A 20,066-nucleotide genomic window follows, 5' to 3' on the forward strand; every position below is an offset into this window, starting at 1 on the left:
TGCGCAGGCCGCTCACCGGGTGGCCTGCGCGGTGACGGCGAGGTGGTCGACCGCCAGGTCGAACGGCGTCCCGGCGTCGGCGACGAGCCGCACGCGCACGGTGCCGTCCGCCGCGACGGCTCGCGCCGGGACGGGCAGCTCGACCGTCGTCGTGCCCCAGTCCGGCCCGGCCGTCGTCGTGCGCACCGTCTTCCACGCCGCGGCGCGGACGTCGTACCAGCGCACGAGCAGCCGCGTGCTGCGCGCCGAGGAGCGGGCGACGAGCGTGACGTCGACCGACGCCGGCGCCGCGGCGGGCGCGGGCAGCCGCGTCGTCGCCGTCACGTCGACGGTCGCCCGCCGCGCCACCGGCGCCGAGGCGGCGGACAGCACCCCGCCGCCCGGCGCGGCCGTCTCGGCGACGCCGCCGCGCACGCCCGCGGCGGTGGTCGCGGACCAGGCGGCCGTCGTCGCCGGGACGACGGCCCCCGTCCACGGCAGGTCGTAGCGGGCCGCGAGGTCGACCGAGGCGTTGCCCGCGGCGTCGACGGCGACGGCCCGCAGGAGGCGGTCGCGGCCCACGCGCACCGGGCCCGTCGCCACCATGCCGCGGGTGGCCGACGGCGCGCTGCCGTCGAGGGTGTACCGGAGCACCGCGCCGGTCTCCCCGGCGAGGACGACGTCCGTCGCGACGGCGAAGGGGGTCACGGCGTCCGGCGACCCGGGGGTCGCCGTCGGCGGGGGCGGGGGCGTGCGGTCGGCGAGGGCGCGCTGGCCCACCTCGACGACGACGGCCCGCCCGTCCGCGGGGGCGGTGACGGGCGCCGTCGTCAGCACGGTGCCGCCGCTGCGGGGCGCGGTGGCGGCCCAGCCCGTCGGGACGGCGACGCGCACGCGGTAGGACGCCCCGGCGCGCGCCGGGAAGACCGCGCGGCCGCCGGCGTCGGTGACGCCCGTCGCGAGGACGACGCCGGAGCCGTCGAGGAGCGTGGCGGTCCGGTCGGCCAGGGGGTCGTCGCCGACGTCGCGGACGCCGTCGCCGTCGAGGTCGGAGAAGGCGCTGACGGCGACGGTCGCGGGCTCGGTCGCCCCGCGGGTCGCCGGCGTCTCCTCCCCGGCGCGGACGGCGACGAGCTCGGCCGCCGGGTCGGCGCCCGTCCGCACCCACGCCGTCGCGCCGTCCACCTGCGGCAGGCGCGGGACGGCGCGGTAGCGCCCGGGCGGCAGGGCCGTCGAGGCGACGCCCGTCTCGTCGCTCGTGGCGACGGCGACGGCCGCGCCGTCCTCGGCGAGGACGTCGACGTCCCACCCGACGAGCGGGGGCTCGCCCGCGTCCGCGGCGCCGTCGCGGTCGAGGTCGTCGACGAGGCGGGCCGAGAGGACCCCCTCGCCGCTGGCGCCCACGAGCGCCACCTCCACGGCGCCGGCGGGCAGGACGACCTCGCCGTCGGCGCAGGCCAGCGGGACCGCGGCCCCGTCGGCCGTCGTGACGACGGCGCCGGCGCAGGGCCGGGCCAGGCCGGAGCCGGGGGAGAGGGCGCGCACGGTGCTGCCCGCCGGCGCGGTGGCGCCGAGGTCGACGACGGCGCCGCCGTCGTCGGCGCGGGCCCGCACCGGCAGCCCGCCGGGGGTGACGGCCTCGACGAGCACGCCGCTCGCCACGACGTCGCCCGGCCCCTCGGCGCCGTCCCCGTCGAGGTCCTCCACCGGCCGCACGAGCAGGCCGGGGGTGCGGGCGACGCCGATCAGGGCCGTCCCGGAGGCCAGCGGCGCCGGCTGCGGCGTCGTCGTCCGCCACCCGGCGCGGGGGGCGACGACGACGGACGTCCCGGCGGTGGGCAGGCCCGGGAGCGCGGCGGTGCCGTCGGCGCCCGTGGTGGCGCTCACCCGGGCGGTGCCGCTCGTGCCCGTGACCTCCCAGCCGGGCGCCCCGGGCTCGTCGGCGTCGCGGACGCCGTCGCCGTCGCGGTCGGCGAAGACGACCGCGCGGGCCCCGCCGCGGTCGGCCAGGCCGAGGGCGAGGTCGACGACGGCGGCGTCGGCGCGCAGGTCGACGCGCGTGCGCGGCGCCGCGGTCGAGGCCGTCGCGCCGTCCGGGGCGGTCACCTCGACGTCGTAGGCGCCCCGCCGCGGCGACAGCGCCGCCGTGCCGTCGGCTCCCGTGGTGGCGGTGAGCAGCGGGGAGCCCGCGGTGGTGAGCAGCCGCACCCGCGCGCCCGCCAGCGGGCCCTCGCCCGGGTCGCGGACGTCGTCGCCGTCGGCGTCGTCGTAGGCGGTGACGGACAGGGACGTCCGCTCGAGCACCTGCAGCGGCGAGGAGGCGCCGGCCGCGTACGGCGAGTCCGGCGCGGCGAGGGGCGCGGGCACCCGGTCCGCGGCGTCGACCGGGCGCGGGTAGGTGCGCGAGAGCCCCCAGACGCCGGCCGCCGCTCCGTACGTCCCGGGGGAGCGCCAGAGCCGGTCGCCGGGCGTGGTCAGGCGCACGTGCGCGTCCACCGTGCGCCCCGTGGCCACGCCCCCGACGACGCCGACGAGCTCCGTCTCGGCGTCGAACGGCTCCTTCCACCAGGTGGCGCCCTCGAGCGTGAAGCCGGTCTGCCGCGGGCGGTTGCCGCCGAGGACGCGCACCCGGACGGCGTCGCCCGCGTGCCCGCGGACCACCGGGGTCAGCGGGTCGCCCAGCTCGGCGGAGGAGAAGACCTGCGCCCACTCCCGGCTCGTCGCGTCGGCCTCCTCGCCGGCCGCGGCGCCCAGGCGGCGGTGCAGCGGCTCGCTGCGGTAGTTGACGCCCTTCTCGCCGGCGTCCTCGTCGCTGCCGGCCTGGACGTCGCCGCTGTCGCGCTCGCCCCCGTCGGCGACGCCGTCGGCGCCCACCTCGACGTCGACCCGGTCGGGCACCTGGCTGCCGTCGGGCTGCCGCAGGTCGAGGCCGTCGGCGTGGACGAGCACCTGCTCGCGGAAGTCCTCCTGCCCCGGCACCCGGACGTCGACGGTCGTCCCGCTGCGGACCTGCCGGCCGGTCATCGGGTCGTGGTAGGTCGCCCCGGCCGGCTCGACGACGAGCGCGCCCGCGAGCCCGTGCTGGCGGTGGCCGCGCACGTCGCCGTGGTCGAGGAGGTTCACGGGCCCGAGCTCGGTGTCGGCGTACCACTCGTAGGAGGCGGTCTGGCCGATGCCGGCCGTGGAGTCGGCGTTGAACCCGACGGCGGCGCCGTCCGACAGGCGCACGTCGGCGCGCACCAGCTGGGGGTGCAGGGACACGCGGGTGCCCATGGGCGTGCCGGTGCGGGGCTCGAGCGGCATGCCCGGGTCGCCGTCGACGCCGTTGCGCAGCTGCGCGTAGGAGGCGGGCAGCGCGTTCGTCAGGCGCACGCGCACGCAGTCACCGGCGTTCGCGCGCAGCACGAGGGGCTCGGCGGCCTTCCGGCCGGCCTCGACGTCGGCCCGGTCCTCGTCGAGGACGTACATCAGGCCCTCGGGGTCGTGGTCGCCCCACCGGTCGTAGACGAGGTCGCGGGCGATGGCCGTGACGGCGTAGCTGCGCACGGGCGCGCCCTTCGGGCAGGCCGTGCCGGTGCGCTTCGCGAGCGGGGGCGCCTGGCGGGAGGCGGGCACCGGCGCCGTCGTGCCGTTCGCCGCGGCGGGCCGGTTGTCGGGCAGGGGGAGGAGCCCGGCGGTCTGGCGGCCGTGGACGCGGAGGATCCCCCACATGCCGTTCCACAGGTCGTCGATCGAGGAGCCGCCGTAGAGGTAGTCGCCCCGACAGGGCACGTCCGTGCCGGCGCAGTCCAGGCCCGGCATCTCGGCGGTGAAGGCCTCGGAGATGCCGATCGTCTGCGAGGCCACGAGCGGCGACCCCGGGTCGTCGGGCTCCTCGCGCCAGCGCAGGCCGTGCACGGAGAAGACGTGCTGCTCCTCCTGCGACCCCTGCACCAGGCGCATCCGGACGGCGTCCTTCGCGTAGCCCTCGAGCAGCGGCGTGCTGGGGTCGCCGTAGACCCAGGAGCTGAAGCGGTGGGCGGGGTCGACCCGCTTCCCGCTCCTCGTCGTGCGCCGGGCCAGCGGCTCGTTGCGGTAGTTGACGCCGACGGTGCCCGGGTCGTGCTGCGGGAAGTGCTCCGGCGCGGGCGGCGGGTTGACGACGTCGCGCGGGTCCCTCGGGTCACCACCCTTCTTCACGAGCGGCACGAAGTCCTGCACGGCGAGGGCGTGCTCGCGGAAGTCGTCGGCCGAGCCCGCGCCGACGACGTCGACGGACGCCCCGACCGCGCCGCCGCGGCACCGGTCGCCGCACACCGGGCCGTGCGCCGGGTCGTCGACCGGCTGCAGCCACCGGCCGCTGCGGTCGCGCACGTCGGCGCCCGGCGGCTCGACGACGAGGGCGCCGAAGTGCCCGTGCTGCTGGACGATCGCCGGGAAGTGGTGGTCGTGCGTGAAGACGGTGCGCAGCTCGTAGTCGGCGTACCAGCGCTCGTGGATGGTCTGCCCCCACATCCCCGCCGAGTCCGCGGGCGGCGACCACGTCGCCGGGTCGGGGTCCTCCAGGCGGCAGCCGGTGCTCTCCCCGCCGTAGAAGTCGGCCGACGGCCGGCACGTGACGTCGCCGGCGGCCTGGCGCCGCACGAGCTCGGCCTGGTCGGCGCTGAAGGCGGCCTGCTGGTAGTTCCAGCCGTTCGAGCCGCCGTCGGAGGCGGTGACGTCGAACTTCACGAGGTGGATGTGCGCGCCCGCCATGTTGGTCTGGGCGAGCTCGGTGAAGGCGTCGCCGCCCGTCCAGCTCGGCACCATCATCGTCAGCGAGACGTCGATGCAGTCGCCCGCGTTGACGCGCAGGAAGAGCGGCTCGGGCTTGCGGCGTCCGGCGAGGACGTCGGCCACCTGGTCGGTGAGGACCATGAGGCGGCCCTGCGGGTCGTGGTCGCCGGCGCTGTTGTAGACGAGGTCGCGCTGCAGGACCGTGACGTCGTACTCGACGACGCGGGCGCCGTCGGGGCAGGGGTCGGCGTAGGGCGCGCCGCGCTCGGCGGGGGCGCCGCCGTTGGCCCGCCGCGAGACGGCCTGCTCGAGCGCGGTCTTCGCCGGGTCGATGGGCGCGCCGGCCACCAGCCGGGGCGCCGGGCGCTCGGGGGTGCCGTCGGCGCCGCCCTCGGTCACCGAGCCGGGCGGCTGCGGGGCCCGCCAGCCGTAGGTGCCCGGGACCATGCCCGGGTAGCCGGGGTTCTCCGCCGTCGGCGCCGGCAGCGCCGCGCGGTCGGGCAGGGGCACGAGGGGCCGGACGCCGACGCCGTCGGGCGTGCGCGTGGCGCCGTCGAGGAGCACGTCGTGCACCCGCAGCAGCGCCCAGAAGCCCTCGGCGAAGTGGGGGTAGAGGTGGCAGTGGAAGATCGAGTCGCCGAACGTGCCGTTGACGGATCCGGCGCCGCCCAGCAGGTCGGCGGTGTAGGCCTCGCCGGGCCCGAAGCTCTGCGAGTCGATGGTCGCCGACTCCGGGCGCTCGCCCGCGACGTCGCCCGTCCGCGCGTCGCTGCGCGGGTCGGCCAGCCACTGGTGGGCGTGCAGGTGGAAGACGTGCGTCTCCTTGACGCCCGCCAGCCCGAAGCGCAGCTTCGTCGGGTCGCCGGTGTAGGCGTGCGTGACGTTGGAGGTGTAGCAGGAGACGGGCAGGCCGCAGTCCTCGCGCTCCTGGCGCGCCGCGCCCGCGCCCCCCTCCGGCAGCCAGGGGCCGGGCCCGCTGGCGAGCTTGACGAGCGCCGGGTCGCCGTAGGGCCACGACGACAGCCACGTCTCCTCCCCCACGCAGTCGGGGCAGCGGTTGACCTCCCGGTCGTGCAGCGCCTCCACCCCGTAGTTGAAGCCCATGCCGATGCCGCCGATCTCGTCCTGGGCGATCTGGACGCTCTCGCGGAAGGACGGGCCGTTCGGCGGGTGGATGTCGGCGTCGACGTAGAGCTCGCCGCTCTGCTGCCGGACGGCGGCGTACGTGGACCGGGGGTCGCCGGGGGTGCCCGACAGCAGCGCGCCCGAGACGGGGTCGGTCCACGTCGAGCCGGCGGGCTCGACGGCGAGCGCGCCGTAGAGGCCGACGGACGCCGACCCGCCGTCGGCCTCCCCGCCCGCGGGGAGGGCCAGGTCGGAGAAGAGGTAGAGGCCCTCCTGCGCCGGCACGCGCCAGTAGGAGGTGCTCGTCTCGCCGACGCCGACGGTCGGGTCCTCGCCCCAGCCCACGCGGGCGCCGCCGTCGCGGCGGGCGTCCACGACGACGCCCGTCGCCGAGATGCCGACGCGCGGGTCCGCGGGCAGCCCGTGGGAGGCCTCGCGCTGCATCCGGTTGGTGAGGACGACCTCGACGCACTCGCCCTCGTTGGCGCGCAGGACGAGGGGCCGCGGGCGCAGGCGCCGGTTGGCGGCCGGGTCGTCGGCCGGGTCGTCCGCGAGCGGGCGCCACCAGTTCTCCACGGCGGCCCGGTCCTGCTCGAGGACGAAGACGCGGCCGCTGCGCAGCGTGGTGCCCCAGCGGTTGAAGGGGATGTCGACGGTCGCCGCGGCGACCTCGTACGTGCGCTGCTGCTCGCCCGGGCCGCAGGTGGCGACGTCGGGCGCCGTCCGCGCGGCCGACCACGCCGGGGCGACGAGCAGGCCGCTCGCGGCGACGACGGCGGCGGTGACGGCGACCGCCCGGCGGGCCGCGCGACGTCGAGGGCCGGCGAGGGGGGTGCCGGCGGGGTCTGCGGCTGCCGGGCGGCCGCCCCGCTGCCGGCCAGAGCGCGGGGAGGGGCCGGCGGCCAGGACGAGCGGGGTGAGCAGCAGGAGGAGGGCGGCCTGCACCGGCAGCCCGGCGAGGCCGGGGGTGACCTCCGCCGCGGAGGCGGCGGTCGCGAGCCGGAGGGCGACGGCGACGGCCGAGGAGCCGGCTGCGGCGGCGAGGCCGCGCGCGGTCGCGTCGAGGACGCGGGCGCCGGTGGGGCGCACGAGCGCCGCCGCGGCGAGCGCGGCGGCGACGACGAGCGGCACCGCGGGGGCGGCCGTGGCCGTGCCCTCGCCGAGCATGCGCGGCAGCGCCGCGCACGCCAGCGCGAGCACCACCAGGCGCCCCGCCCAGAGCAGCGCGTCGCGTCCGACCGGCGTCTCCCGCCGGACCAGCGTCTCCTGCCGAGCCACGTGCACCCCCTGCGTCGCGGGCGGCCGTCGTCGGCGGGTGGCCGGCGGCGGGCGCGGGCGCACCTGCGGCGCCGGGCGCAGCGTCGCGGGGGGCCGTCAAGGCGGCGTCAAAGCGCACGCCCAGGCGCACGCAGATGTCGGGCTCCGCGCACGGGCGGGGTGCCGCCACCCGATCGGCACGGGGGTCGTCCGAGGAGCGAGACGCACGTCCCGCGGCGCGGCGGGCGCGTCCTACCCTCGTCGCAGGTCATGAGCGCCAGCGCGAAGCCCCGGCTCGCTGGCCGGCAACCCTCCTCCTGCGGCGGGGTGCCCCGGGTGATGACCGGGCCGCCGCCCGTCCGGGCGCCGGCAAGCGCGGGCTCGAGCGAGCCCCCGGCCCTGGGAGCAGCATGTCCTCCTCGCAGACCCCTCCTGCCGACCGCCCCACGCCGTCGACGCCCGTCGACGGCGCCGACGCGGCGGAGCCGGTGACGCACGGCGTCGCCGAGCCCGCCCCGGGCGGCTGGTCCTTCGAGACCCGCCAGATTCACGCGGGCTCGGCGCCCGACCCGAGCACCGGTTCACGGGCGCTGCCGATCCACCAGACGACGTCGTTCGCCTTCCGCGACACCGAGCAGGCGGCGAACCTCTTCGCGCTGTCCGAGCTCGGCAACATCTACACGCGCATCACCAACCCGACGACGGACGCCGTCGAGCGCCGCATCGCCGACCTCGAGGGCGGCGTCGGCGCGCTGCTCGTGGCGTCGGGCCAGTCGGCGGAGACCCTCGCGATCCTCAACGTCGCGGAGGCGGGCGACCACGTCGTCGCGAGCCCCAGCCTCTACGGCGGCACGGTGAACCTCCTCAGGTACACGCTGCCCAAGCTCGGCGTGACGACGACCTTCGTCGAGGACCCCGACGACCTCGACTCCTGGCGCGCCGCGGTGCGGCCGAACACCAAGGTCTTCTACGGCGAGGCCATCCCCAACCCGCGCGGCGACGTCCTCGACGTCGAGGGCGTGGCCGGCGTCGCGCACGAGGTGGGCGTGCCGCTCGTCGTCGACGCGACGGTGGCGACGCCGTACCTGCTGCGGCCGCTGGAGTGGGGCGCGGACGTCGTCGTGCACTCGGCGACGAAGTACCTCGGCGGGCACGGGACGGCCATCGGCGGCGTGGTCGTCGACGGCGGCACCTTCGACTACGCCCAGCACCCCGACCGGTTCCCGGGCTTCAACTCACCCGACGAGAGCTACCACGGGCTCGTCTACGCGCGGGACCTCGGCGTCGGCGGCGCGCTCGGCGCCAACCTCGCCTACGTCCTCAAGGCGCGCGTGCAGCTGCTCCGCGACCTCGGCCCGGCCATCTCGCCGTTCAACGCCTTCCTCCTCGGGCAGGGCATCGAGACGCTCAGCCTGCGGGTGGAGCGCCACGTCGCCAACGCCCAGGCGGTCGCCGAGTGGCTCGAGGCGCGCGACGAGGTCGAGCGCGTCCAGTACGCGGGCCTGCCGTCCAGCCCGTGGCACGCACGGCAGCAGAAGTACGCGCCGCGCGGAGCCGGCGGCGTGCTGTCCTTCGAGATCGCCGGTGGGATCGAGGCGGGCAAGCGGTTCGTCGAGGGGCTCGTGCTGCACAGCCACGTGGCGAACATCGGCGACGTGCGCAGCCTCGTCATCCACCCGGCGTCGACGACGCACAGCCAGCTGTCCCCGGCCGACCAGGAGAGGGCGGGCGTGACGCCGGGCCTCGTGCGGCTGTCGGTGGGACTCGAGCACCTCGACGACATCCTCGCCGACCTCGACCAGGGCTTCACCGCGGCCAAGGGCGCCTGAGCCCCGCGCCTCGCCCCTCCAGGGGAGGGGCGACGTGTGGCCATGTCGTCCCTGGCGACCGCGCCGGTGGGGCGATGTGTGGCCATGTCGCCCTCCAGACCGCGCGGGTGGGGCGATGTGTGGCCATGTCGCCCTGCGGGCGTGGAGGTCGGGCGATGTGTGGCCATGTCGCCCCTGGTGGGGCGTCGCCAACGGCGACATGGCCACACATCGCCCACAGGGGGCAGGCCCGTCGTGGGAAGGCCGCAGCGACGTGCGGTGGAAATGCGGGTGACGGCGAGCGCGGGCGCCGCGCACCATCGCCCGCCATGAGCACCTCGCCCGAGCAGCCCGCCGCCCTGCGCGACGGTGACCTCACCGCCCCCGCGCTCGCCGCCCTCGGCCTGGGCCCGCAGGTGGCGGCGCTGCTGCGGGCGGCGGCGGACGGCGTCCCCGCACGAGCCGCGGGCGGCGCCGACCGGAGGGCCGCCCGCGTCGTCCGGGTCGACCGGGGCCGTGCGCACCTCGCGACGGCGGACGGGGCCGTCGCCGCCGCGACGCGGACCCTCGCGGGGCGCCGGGCCGGGGTCGAGGGCGCGCTCGTCACCGGCGACTGGGTGGTGTGGGCGCGCGACGCCGACGAGGGGCCCGCCGTCGTCGCGCGGCTCGCGCCGGCGACGGCGCTCGTACGGCGCGTGGCCCAGGACGACCTGTCGCAGCAGCAGGAGCTGGCGACGTGGGTGGACGTCGTCGCCGTCGTCGTGCCCCTCGACGTCCCCGTCTCGGCCGGCCGGCTCGAGCGGACGCTGGCCGTGGCGTGGGAGTCGGGCGCGCGGCCGCTCGTCGTCGCGACGAAGGCGGACGTCGTCGCCGACACCGGCGCCGAGCGCGAGCTGCTCGAGCGGTCCGCGGCGGGGGCCGAGGTGCTGCTGACGTCGACGGCGACGGGTGCGGGTCTGGAGAAGCTGCGCGCCGCCGTCGGCGCGGGGACGCTGGCGCTGCTCGGGCCGTCCGGCGCGGGGAAGTCCTCGCTCGTCAACGCGCTCGTGGGCGAGGAGGTGCAGGCGGTCGGCGCCGTCCGCGGCGGGGACGGCCGCGGGCGCCACACGACGACGGCGCGCGAGCTCGTGCCGCTGCCCGGCGGCGGCGTCCTGCTCGACACCCCGGGCGTCCGGGGCCTCGGCCTGTGGGAGACGGCGGACGGCGTCGACCGCGCCTTCGAGGACGTCGCGGCGCTCGCGGCCCGGTGCCGCTTCGCCGACTGCTCGCACTCGGTGGAGCCGGGCTGTGCCGTCACCGCGGCGCTCGAGAGCGGCGAGCTGCCCGAGCGGCGCTGGCGCAGCCACCAGAAGCTGCAGCGGGAGGCGGCCGCGCTCGCCGTCCGCCACGACGAGCGGCTGCGCCGCGAGCAGGCGCGGGCCTTCAGCAAGCGCGTGCGCCTCACCGCCGGCCCGACACGCCACCGCTGAGGGCGGGTCCTGGAAGGAGGGAGCGTCGCGCGAGGCGTCTCCGCCACCGGGCCGAGGGCGACATGGCCACACGTCGCCCCTGGGGGAGCCGCGCCGGGGGCGACATGGCCACACGTCGACCTGCAGCGGCGCGGCCGACGGTGTCGCGGGCCCCGTCCGGACGCACGCGGGGGGGGGGGGGGGGGGGGGGGGGGGGGGGNTCGCCCCTGGGGGAGCCGCGCCGGGGGCGACATGGCCACACGTCGACCTGCAGCGGCGCGGCCGACGGTGTCGCGGGCCCCGTCCGGACGCACGCGGGGGCGGGACGGACGTGCGTCCGTCCCGCCCCCGGCGGTGTCCCTGCGGGCTGCGGCTCAGGGGAGCTGCAGCACCTGCCCGACGTAGATGGCGTTCGGGTCGGAGACGGTCGAGCGGTTCGCGGCGTAGATCGCCTGCCACGTGGTGCCGTTGGCCGCCGCGATGCGCGACAGCGTGTCGCCGCTGCGCACCGTGTACGAACCGCCGGACGGCGCCGGCGTCTCGCCGCCACCGCCACCACCGCCGCCGGGCACGCGGAGCACCTGGCCCACGTAGATGGCGTTGGGGTTGGAGACGCGGTCGCGGTTGGCGTCGTACAGCGCCCGCCACGAGGTGCCGAAGCGGGCGGCGATGGCGCCGAGCGTGTCACCGCTGCGGACGGTGTACGTCGAGCCCGACGGCGCCGGGTCGGACGGCGGCGGGGGCGTGGGGGCCGTCGAGCCGCCGGGGGGCGTCGGCGAGCCGGCCTTCTCGGCCTCGCCGTAGCCGAGCTTGGCGGTGCACGCGGGCCAGGCGCCCCAGCCCTGCACGTCGAGGACCTTCTCGGCGATGGCGAGCTGCTCCTCGCGCGTGGCCAGGTCGGCCCGCGGGGCGTACTGCTGGCCGCCGAAGCCGACCCAGGTCGGCTGGTAGAACTGCACGCCGCCGTAGTAGCCGTTGCCGGTGTTGATGTCCCACCGGCCGCTGCTCTCGCACTGGGCCAGGCGGTCCCAGACGGCGTCGGTCGCGGCCGAGGCGGAGGACGCCGTCGTCAGGCCGACGAGGGGCGCGGCGACCAGGGCGGCCACCGCTCCGAGCCCCACGGGGCGGCCGACGCGGCGGGTGTTCGTCGTCGTGGTCTGTCGCGAGCTGCGGATGATCGAGACCTCTCGCGCGCACGCCGTCGGCACAGCCGTCTCCGCCCCGCGCTGCGTGTGGGGGACGACCGCCGGGCGGAGAGGGCGCGAGCGGCCGCGCTGGTTCGGTGCGCCGCAGCAGGGCGGCGCGTCCGCCGGGCGCGGGTGCGCACCGGGGCGCCGGGACGGCGTCGCCGCCTCCGGTGCCAGGACGCGCGCGACGCTAGGTGACATCACGGGACGATGACAACCCGAGTGCGCGGATCGGCGTCATCGCGCGGGTCGACGAGAGAGGCTGAGGCGCAGCACCTGTCGAAGCACACGGCTGTCATTCGCCCGGCGCGACGTCGACGGGCTCCCCGGTCGCCACCCCTGGGCACCGCCCCGACAGTCACTCGTCGTGACGCCGGAGACGCTCTGCGTCGACGCCCTCGGCCCTCTCGGTGACGCACGACGGCCCCTGCGGGCACACTCGAGGAGCGCCCGCAGGGGCCGTCGCGACGACGAGCCTCAGAGGTCGACGCGCACCACCTGCCCCGCCGGCCCGAGCGCCTGCGTCGTCACGTAGAGGTCGCCGTGCGACACCTCGACCGCGGCGGGCTGCTCCGCCTCGAGCACGGTGGTCGGCTCGTCCGCGCCCGGGGCGAGGGCCACGACGCGACCGCCGAAGAGCTCGGCGGCGTAGAGCGTGCCGTCGTCGCCCACGGCCACGTCGGTGGCCCCCAGCAGTCCGTCGAGGACGGTCGTCATCGCGCCCGTCCTCGGGTCGACGCGCACGACGGAGCCGCGCGCCCCGAAGCTCGGGTCCTCCGGCCCGCCCGGCAGGAGGCTGGCGTAGAGGGCGCCGTCGGGCCCGGTCTCCACGTCGGTCGGGACGGGCTCGAACCAGTAGTCCTGGCCGACGACGCAGTCCGGCAGGCCGCTCGCCGCGGCGACCTCCGCCGGGAGAGGCGAGGGCTGCGCCGGGAGGACGGCCAGGACGCCGACCCGACCGCGGCGGTCGACCGACAGCAGCGCGTTCGCGCCGGCGTCGGCGACGACCGTGCGTCCGCGCCACGACGCCGTCGCGTACGGGTGCGGGTCCACCTCACCGGTGTAGCGGCCCGGGAACTCGGCCGGGAGCTGGGCCAGGCACTCCGCGGACGCGTCCCGCAGCCCGTAGACGACGTCGCCGTCCGGGTTGACCGACCGCTCGTGGGCGGCCAGGTCGGCGAGGACGTGCACGCGCCCCCGCCGGTCGACGCGCTCGAGCAGGCCGACGGCGTCGGGGCTCGGGACGCCGCGCGAGTGCGTGTAGACGACGCCGGACCCGGAGGCCGAGACGCCCTCGACCTCCTCACCCGGGTAGGAGACGAGGTCGGTGCGTCGTCCGTGGCGGTCGATCCGCGTGACCACGCCGGCGAAGGCCTGGCCGACGACGACGTCTCCGCGGGGCGTGACGGCCAGGGTGAGCGGCCCGACGAGCCCGTCGGCGAGGACGGTCGAGCGCGGGGAGCTGTGGGCGCTCGCAGCCGGTGCGCCGATGAGCGCCAGCGCCGCGGCGGCGGCGATGACGGCGCCGCCCGCGAGGGCGCGGCGGCCCCCGGGGCGGGCAGTGGATCTCCGGGTGCTGCTGGTCGACGTGGTGACGGGTCCCGCCGACACGGGTTCGTCCATGGCAGACCTCCTGGGAGGCCCCCGCCCCGGCTCTCGGTGCGGGGTGGCGCGGGGGCTCCTGCGTCCCCGCAGCGCGGGGTCTACTCCGCCCCGCCGCCGCGCCGCAGCCTTTTCGGGCAACACGTGGGATCGGCGGCGACATGCGGTCCGGGTCCTCCCACGATGAGCTGTCCGTCCCCCCGACGCGGGGGCCCGTCACCGGGAGGGGGCGCCGCTCGTCGACGACCGTGGGGGGCGCTCCCCGGGTTGCCGGGCCCTCCGCGGCGCACCAGCGTGAGCCCATGAGCGCACTCACCCGGGGCCTGACCGCCGGAGCCGTCGGCACGACCGTCCTCAACGCCGTCACCTACGCCGACATGGCGCTGCGCGGCCGCTCGGCCAGCGACACCCCCGAGCGCACCGTCGACGCGCTCGCCGAGCGCCTCGGCACCGAGGTGAGCGGCTCGGGCGACGAGCGGGAGAACCGTCGGACGGCGCTCGGCGCGCTCTCCGGCACGGCCACCGGTCTCCTCGTCGGCGTCGTCACGAGCTACGCGCACAAGAAGGGCTACGCCGTGCCGGGCGTGCTCGGCGGCGCGGCGACCGGCGCCCTGGCGATGGCGGCCACCGACGGCACCATGGCGGCCCTCGGCGTCAGCGACCCGCGCGACTGGGAGACCTCCGACTGGGTGGCGGACGCCGTCCCGCACCTCGCCTACGGCCTCGCGACGCACGCGACGGTGCAGGCCCTCTCGCCCCAGCCCGGCGACGCGGTGCGCTCCCCGGCGTCCACGGGCCTGACCTTCCGCTCCTTCCTCCTCGGCGTCGCGACGGGCGGGCGGACGTCGCTCGGCGTCGCCGGCCCCGTCCTCACCGACGCCCGTCCCGAGGGCCCCGGGGTGCTCGCGCGCCTGGGTGCGCTCGGGGCCCTGGTGACCGAGGTCGTCATGGACAAGCAGCCCTCGACGCCGTCGCGCACGGAGCCGGGACCCCTCGGCGGTCGCGTGGCGGCCGGCGGGCTCGCGGGCGCGGCGCTGGCCGCCCGCGACGGCAGCACCCCGACGGCGCCCGCGGCGGCCGGCGCCCTCGGCGCCTTCGCCGGCTCCCACGCGGGCCTCGCGTGGCGGATGTGGGCCGGTCGCAAGGGCTCGCCCTTCTCGGAGGACTGGCAGGCCGCGCTCGTCGAGGACGGCGTCGCCGTCGCGCTCGCGATCGTCGCCTGCCTGCCCGGTCGCCGCGGCCAGCGGACCGCCGTCGTCGGCTGAGGCCCGCCGCTCGGTGGAGGCGGCGTCACCTCCACCCCCGAAGGCGCCCGGAGCGTGAAGGAGGCGTCACCTCCGTCTTCGGGGGCGCCCGGGGTGTGGAGGACGCGTCACCGTCGCGCTCCTCCCGCCCCGCCGCGGCGACGTCCTAGCCTGGTCGGGTCGCGGCCGCGCGGGCGCGACGACGAGGAGGTCGGCGTGGAGGTCGAGGAGACCCGGCTGCCCGGGGTGGGGCTGCGGCACGACCTCAGCACCCGCTCGGGCCGGCGGGTCGGGGTGGTCTCGCAGGTCAACGGGGACCGGGAGCTCGTGGTCTTCGACGACGACGACCCCGACCTCGTGCGCACGTCGGTCCGCCTCACGTCCGAGGAGGGCGCGGCGCTCGCCGACCTGCTCGGGGCGCCCCGCGTCGTCGAGCGCCTCGCGCGGCTGCGCGAGCAGGTGCAGGGGCTGACGACGGCGGGCGTCGTCCTGCCCGAGGGCTCGCCCTTCGCGAGCGGCACCCTCGGCGACACCGAGATCCGCACCCGCACGGGCGCGTCCGTCGTCGCCGTCGTGCGCGACGGCGAGGTGACGCCGTCCCCGACGCCCGACTTCCGCTTCGCCGCGGGCGACAAGGTCGTCGTCGTCGGCACCGACGACGGCGTGGCGGCGGTGCGGCGCCGCCTCGGGGGCTGAGGGCCCGTGGGCACCGCCCAGCTCCTGCTCGAGCTGGGCGCCGTCCTGTTCGGGCTCGGGCTCGTCGGGCGCCTCGCGAGCCGCGCGGGCCTCTCGCCCGTCCCGCTGTACCTCCTCGCCGGGCTGGCCTTCGGCACGGGCGGGCTGCTCCCGCTCGCCGCCCCCGACGGCTTCTTCGAGGTCGGCTCGGAGATCGGCGTCGTGCTGCTGCTCCTCATGCTCGGCCTCGAGTACACCGCCGACGAGCTCTTCGGCCAGCTGCGCCGGCAGGCGCCGGTCGGCGTCGTCGACGTCGTCCTCAACGGCGCACCCGGGGCCGTCGTCGCGCTCGTGCTCGGGTGGGGACCGCTCGGCGCCCTCGCGATGGCGGGGGTCACCGCCGTCAGCTCGTCGGGGATCGTCGCCAAGGTCCTCACCGACCTCGGCCGCCTGGGCAACCGCGAGACGCCCGTCGTCCTCGGCGTCCTCGTCCTCGAGGACCTCGCGATGGCCGTCTACCTGCCGCTGCTCACCGCGCTGCTCGCGGCCTCGGGCGCCGGGCCGATGCTCGTGTCGGTCGCGGTGGCGGCGTCGGTGCTCGTGGTCGTGCTCGTGGTGGCCCGCCGGCACGGCCACCTGCTGAGCCGCCTCCTCGCCTCCGACAGCAGCGAGACCCTCCTGTTGCTCGTCCTCGGGCTCGCGCTGCTCGTCGCGGGGGCGGCCGAGGGCGTGCACGTCTCGGCCGCCGTCGGCGCCTTCCTGCTCGGCATCGCCATCTCCGGGGAGGTGGCGACGTCGGCGCGCCCGCTGCTCGAGCCGCTGCGCGACCTCTTCGCCGCCGTCTTCTTCGTCTTCTTCGGGCTGACGACGGACCCGCGCGTGCTGCCCCAGGCGCTCGCGCCCGTCGCGGTGCTCGTCGTCGCGGGGGTCGCCACGAAGATGGCGACGGGATGGCTCGCGGCCCGCCGCGCCGGCATCGGCCCCGGTGGTCGGATCCGCGCCGGCGCGGCGCTCGTCCCGCGCGGGGAGTTCTCCATCGTCATCGCCGGGCTCGTCGGCAGCGCCGTCGACCCGCTCTTCGCGCCGACCGTCGCCGCCTACGTGCTCGTCATGGCCGTGCTCGGGCCGCTGGCGCCGCGCGTCACCGACCCGCTCGCCCACCGCGCCGCCGTCCGCGCCCGTCGGGCGGCCGCGGGCTGAGGGGCGCCGCGCTCGGCGGCGCCCCCTGCCCAGCGGTTCTCCCGGGCGATGTGTCGACGAAGTGCCCCCGGAGGGTGCCCTCGAGGGGCGATGTGTCGACGAAGTGCCCAGGACAGCGCTTCCGAAGGGCGAACTGTCGACGAAGTGCCCTTGGGACTGCCCTCGAGGGGCGAAGTGACGACGACGTGCGGGGGTTTCCGGACGGGTCAGCCGCGGTGCGGACGACGACGCCGCGCGGCGTCCGCGATCGCCGGCGGCACGTACCCGGCGTCGGCCGCGGCGATCGTGCGCCCGGGCAGGACGATCTCGTCGATGCGGTCGAGGACGTCGTCCGAGAGGCGCACGTCGGCGGCGCCGAGCTGGCTCTCGAGCTGCTCCATGGTCCGCGGGCCGATGATCGGCGACGTCACCGCCGGGTGGGCGAGGGTGAAGCCCAGCGCGAGGTGGATGAGCGACATCCCGGCCTCGTCGGCCAGCTGCGCGAGGGCGTCGGCGGCGTCGAGCTTCGCCTGGTTCTCGGGGGAGGACAGGTCGTAGCGCGCCGGCATCCGCGCGGCGCGGCTGCTCTCGGGCGCGTCCTGGCCCTTGCGGTACTTGCCGGTCAGCCAGCCGCCGGCCAGCGGGCTCCACGGCAGGACGCCCATGCCGAACTGCTCGGCGACGGGCAGGACGTCGGCCTCGACGCCGCGGGCGAGGATCGAGTACGGCGGCTGCTCGGTGACGAAGCGCTCGCGGCCGCGGCGCTCGGCCACCCACTGCGCCTCGACGACCTGGTGCGCGGGGAAGGTCGACGAGCCGGCGTAGAGGATCTTCCCCTCGCGGACGAGGTCGGTGAGCGCGCCGAGCGTCTCGTCGAGCTCGGTCTGCGGCTCGGGCCGGTGCACCTGGTACAGGTCGATGTGGTCGGTCTGCAGACGGCGCAGGCTGTCCTCGACGGCGCGGCGGATCCAGCGGCGCGAGTTGCCGCGGGCGTTGACGTCGTCGCCCATCGGGTTGTGCAGCTTGGTCGCGAGGACGACGTCGTCGCGGCGGCCCTGGAGGGCCTTGCCGACGATCTCCTCGGACTCGCCGTTCGCGTAGATGTCGGCGGTGTCCACGAAGTTGATCCCCGCGTCCAGCGCGCGGTGGATGATCGCGATCGAGTCGTCGTGGTCGGGGTTGCCCCAGGCGCCGAACATCATGGCGCCGAGGCACAGGGGGCTGACCTGGACGCCGGTGCGTCCGAGGGTGCGGTGCTCCACGGGTGGTCCTCTCCGGAGTCGGAGGTCCGCAGCGCGGGGCGCGTCTCGATGACGGGTGCCCGGGGCCACGGGCCGGGTGCGACCGCCACGCTAGGCCGCTCGCTCCGCGCGTGCCGAGTGAGAGGCCCTGGACCTCGAGCCGACCTGCGGCGCAGCCGGTCCCACCGCGCCGACGCCGGCGGGCGGGGCGACGTGAGAGCTCAGCGCGCGGGACGCAGGAGCAGCCGCTGGCCGGGACGCAGCTGGGCGCAGCGGTCGACGTCGGCGTCGACGACGCACCCGATGACGGGGTAGCCGCCGGTCACCGGGTGGTCGGCGAGGAAGAGCACGGGCTCCCCGGACGGCGGCACCTGCAGAGCGCCGCGCACCATCCCCTCGCTCGGCAGCTCGCCGTCGCGGGCGCGCTCGAGCACGGCGCCCTCGAGCCGGACGCCGACCCGGTTGCTCTCGGTCGTCACCGCGTACGCGCCGGTGGTGAGCGCCGCCCACGCGGCGCCCGAGAACCAGTCGCGGCGCGGCCCGGGGCGCACGCCCACGACGACGTCGCCGGCCGCGGGCTCCGGCACCGGCGCGACGTCGACGTCGGGGAAGCGCGACGGCGCCGGCCCCGCGGCCAGCGCGTCCCCGGCCCGCAGCGGTGCCGGTCCGAGGCCGGAGAGCACGTCGGTCGACCGCGAGCCCAGCACCGCGGGCACGTCCACGCCGCCGCGGACGGCGACGTACGTGCGCAGCCCCGCCTCCGGCGCGCCGAGCCGCAGCTCCTCCCCGGCGCGCAGCGCCACGACCGCGTCGTGCGGCGTCCCCGGGCACAGCGCGCCGGCGAGGGCGACGACGACGTCGCGCTCGGCCCGCAGCACCAGCCCGCCGAGCGTCACCTCGAGCGCGGCGGCGCCGACGTCGTTGCCGACGAGCCGGTTGGCCAGGGCGTACGACGCGCGGTCGCACGCGCCCGAGCGCCCGACGCCGAGGGCGGCGAGCCCGGGGCGTCCGGCGTCCTGCACCGTCGTCAGCGGCCCGGGAGCGAGGACGGTCAGCGCCGTCGTCACGAGCCCGCCCGGACAGCCGAGAAGCGGACGCGCGCACCGGGCACGAGCAGAGCGGGCGGGTCACGGTCGAGGTCGAAGACGGGGAGGTCGGTGCGCCCCAGGAGCTGCCACCCGCCGGGCGACTCCCGCGGGTATACGCCCGTGAACTCCCCGGCCAGCGCCACCGACCCGGCGGGCACCCGGATGCGCGGCGACGACCGGCGCGGCACCCGCCACTCGTCCCGCCCCCCGTCGCCGTCCGCGACGAGGTACCCGAACCCCGGCGCGAACCCGCAGAAGGCGACCGTCCACTCCTGCGCGGTGTGCCGCTCGACGACGCCGTCGGCGCCCCAGCCGGTGAGCTCGCCGATCTCCTCGAGGTCCTCGCCGTCGTAGACGACGGGCACCTCGACGAGGTCGCCGCCCGCTCGGGCGCCCCGGACGCCTCGCCGCGGCCGCGCGGCCCGCACCGCCGCCTCGACCGCGGCGGCGTCACTGGTCTCGGGGTCGAGGTGCAGCAGCAGCGTGCGGGCGGCAGGCACGAGGTCGAGCACCCCGGCGGGCCGGTCGTCCTCGAGCGCGGCGTAGAGCGCGAGGACGTCGTCGAGCGCGTCGAGCTCCACGAGCAGCCCCGCGGTCCCGCAGGGCAGGACCCTCACGAGGCCCTCGGCGCCGGGCGCACGGCTGGGGCGACGGCTCGGTCCACAGCGGGGCTCACGGCCGGGCTCACGTCCGGGGCCCTCCGGGCTCGGCGGCGAAGGGCGCGAGCTCGACGCCGGCCTCCTCGAGGGCGCCGCGCACGCGGCGGGCGAGGTCGACGGCGCCGGGGGTGTCGCCGTGCACGCAGATCGACGCCGGGCTGACGGCGAGCGGGCCGCCGTCGACGTCGGTGATCCGCCCCGTCGTCGCCATGTCGACGCACCGCCGGGCTACGGCGTCGGCGTCGTGGAGGACCGCCCCGGGCAGGCGCCGGCTCACGAGCGTGCCCTCGGGCGTGTAGGCGCGGTCGGCGAAGGCCTCCTCGACGACCGTGAGCCCGGCCTCTTCCGCGAGCCGCAGCCACGCGGAGCCGGGGAGCCCGAGCACGGGCAGGGAGGCGTCGTAGGCGACGACGGCCTCGACGACGGCCGCCGCCTGCTCCTCGTGGTGGACGATCGCGTTGTAGAGCGCGCCGTGCGGCTTGACGTAGCGCACCCGGCTGCCGGCGACGCGGGCGAAGGCGTCGAGCGCCCCCACCTGGTAGATCACGTCGTCGGTCAGGGCCTGCGGCTCGACGTCGATGAAGCGGCGCCCGAAGCCCGGCAGGTCCCGGTAGCCGACCTGCGCGCCGATCGCGACGCCCCGCGGCACGGCGGCGTCGCAGACGCGCCGCATGATCGAGGCGTCGCTCGCGTGGAAGCCGCAGGCGACGTTGGCGCTGGTGACGACCTCGAGCAGGGCGTCGTCGTCGCCGAGGGTCCAGCGGCCGAAGCCCTCGCCGAGGTCGGAGTTGAGGTCGAGCGTCGTCATGGGAGCACCTT

The 20,066-nt window shown here is 77.7% G+C and carries 12 protein-coding genes and 1 riboswitch; of the genes, 5 read left to right on the forward strand and 7 right to left on the reverse strand.

All coding sequences use genetic code 11. The features are described from left to right. Nucleotides 1-12: 12 nt before the first annotated feature. Nucleotides 13-7,137: an SdrD B-like domain-containing protein gene (locus tag WDV85_RS04985; protein ID WP_339569578.1), complete on the reverse strand. Its 7,125-nt coding sequence runs from the start codon at nucleotides 7,135-7,137 to the stop codon at nucleotides 13-15. Nucleotides 7,138-7,382: 245 nt separating this feature from the next. Continuing rightward, nucleotides 7,383-7,498, forward strand: a riboswitch (SAM riboswitch). Nucleotides 7,499-7,526: 28 nt separating this feature from the next. Here WDV85_RS04985 and WDV85_RS04990 point away from each other — a divergent pair. Further along, a complete protein-coding gene (locus tag WDV85_RS04990; RefSeq protein ID WP_339569579.1) occupies nucleotides 7,527-8,945 on the forward strand; it encodes a bifunctional o-acetylhomoserine/o-acetylserine sulfhydrylase in 1,419 nt (472 codons plus the stop codon). A gap of 308 nt (nucleotides 8,946-9,253) precedes the next feature. Next, on the forward strand, nucleotides 9,254-10,393 hold the full coding sequence (gene rsgA / locus WDV85_RS04995) for a ribosome small subunit-dependent GTPase A (protein WP_339569580.1): 1,140 nt from the start codon (nucleotides 9,254-9,256) through the stop codon (nucleotides 10,391-10,393). 353 nt (nucleotides 10,394-10,746) lie between these two features. On the opposite strand, the gene WDV85_RS05000 is transcribed toward rsgA, so the two are convergent. Further along, a complete protein-coding gene (locus WDV85_RS05000; protein WP_339569581.1) occupies nucleotides 10,747-11,580 on the reverse strand; it encodes a LysM peptidoglycan-binding domain-containing protein in 834 nt (277 codons plus the stop codon). A gap of 456 nt (nucleotides 11,581-12,036) precedes the next feature. After that, nucleotides 12,037-13,182 carry a ScyD/ScyE family protein gene (locus WDV85_RS05005; protein WP_339569582.1) on the reverse strand — a complete coding sequence of 382 codons (1,146 nt, stop codon included), beginning with the start codon at nucleotides 13,180-13,182 and terminating at the stop codon, nucleotides 12,037-12,039. A 281-nt stretch (nucleotides 13,183-13,463) separates the two neighbouring features. Here WDV85_RS05005 and WDV85_RS05010 point away from each other — a divergent pair, with 281 nt between their 5' ends. The 3 genes from WDV85_RS05010 (at nucleotide 13,464) to WDV85_RS05020 (ending at nucleotide 16,280) form a co-directional block, all read left to right on the forward strand. Next, on the forward strand, nucleotides 13,464-14,426 hold the full coding sequence (locus tag WDV85_RS05010) for a hypothetical protein (RefSeq protein WP_339569583.1): 963 nt from the start codon (nucleotides 13,464-13,466) through the stop codon (nucleotides 14,424-14,426). Between the two features lie 195 nt (nucleotides 14,427-14,621). Next, on the forward strand, nucleotides 14,622-15,101 hold the full coding sequence (locus WDV85_RS05015) for a cation:proton antiporter regulatory subunit (protein WP_339569584.1): 480 nt from the start codon (nucleotides 14,622-14,624) through the stop codon (nucleotides 15,099-15,101). Nucleotides 15,102-15,107: 6 nt separating this feature from the next. Beyond that, complete coding sequence (locus WDV85_RS05020; protein WP_339569585.1) at nucleotides 15,108-16,280, forward strand: cation:proton antiporter; 1,173 nt, start codon at nucleotides 15,108-15,110, stop codon at nucleotides 16,278-16,280. 206 nt (nucleotides 16,281-16,486) lie between these two features. On the opposite strand, the gene WDV85_RS05025 is transcribed toward WDV85_RS05020, so the two are convergent. The 4 genes from WDV85_RS05025 to WDV85_RS05040 form a co-directional block, all read right to left on the reverse strand. Next, on the reverse strand, nucleotides 16,487-17,521 hold the full coding sequence (locus WDV85_RS05025) for an aldo/keto reductase (protein ID WP_339569586.1): 1,035 nt from the start codon (nucleotides 17,519-17,521) through the stop codon (nucleotides 16,487-16,489). 200 nt (nucleotides 17,522-17,721) lie between these two features. After that, nucleotides 17,722-18,567 (reverse strand): 5-oxoprolinase subunit C family protein, encoded by an 846-nt coding sequence (locus WDV85_RS05030; protein ID WP_339569587.1) that lies wholly within the window; start codon nucleotides 18,565-18,567, stop codon nucleotides 17,722-17,724. Then, on the reverse strand, nucleotides 18,564-19,205 hold the full coding sequence (locus tag WDV85_RS05035; protein ID WP_339569588.1) for a 5-oxoprolinase subunit B family protein: 642 nt from the start codon (nucleotides 19,203-19,205) through the stop codon (nucleotides 18,564-18,566). Before WDV85_RS05035 ends, WDV85_RS05030 begins: the two co-directional genes overlap by 4 nt. 67 nt (nucleotides 19,206-19,272) lie before the next feature. Further along, complete coding sequence (locus WDV85_RS05040) at nucleotides 19,273-20,055, reverse strand: LamB/YcsF family protein (RefSeq protein ID WP_339569589.1); 783 nt, start codon at nucleotides 20,053-20,055, stop codon at nucleotides 19,273-19,275. Nucleotides 20,056-20,066: the final 11 nt, after the last annotated feature.

Origin of the sequence: Pseudokineococcus sp. 5B2Z-1, assembly GCF_037482305.1 — a bacterium.
In the GTDB taxonomy this organism is placed as follows: Bacteria; Actinomycetota; Actinomycetes; order Actinomycetales; family Quadrisphaeraceae; genus Pseudokineococcus.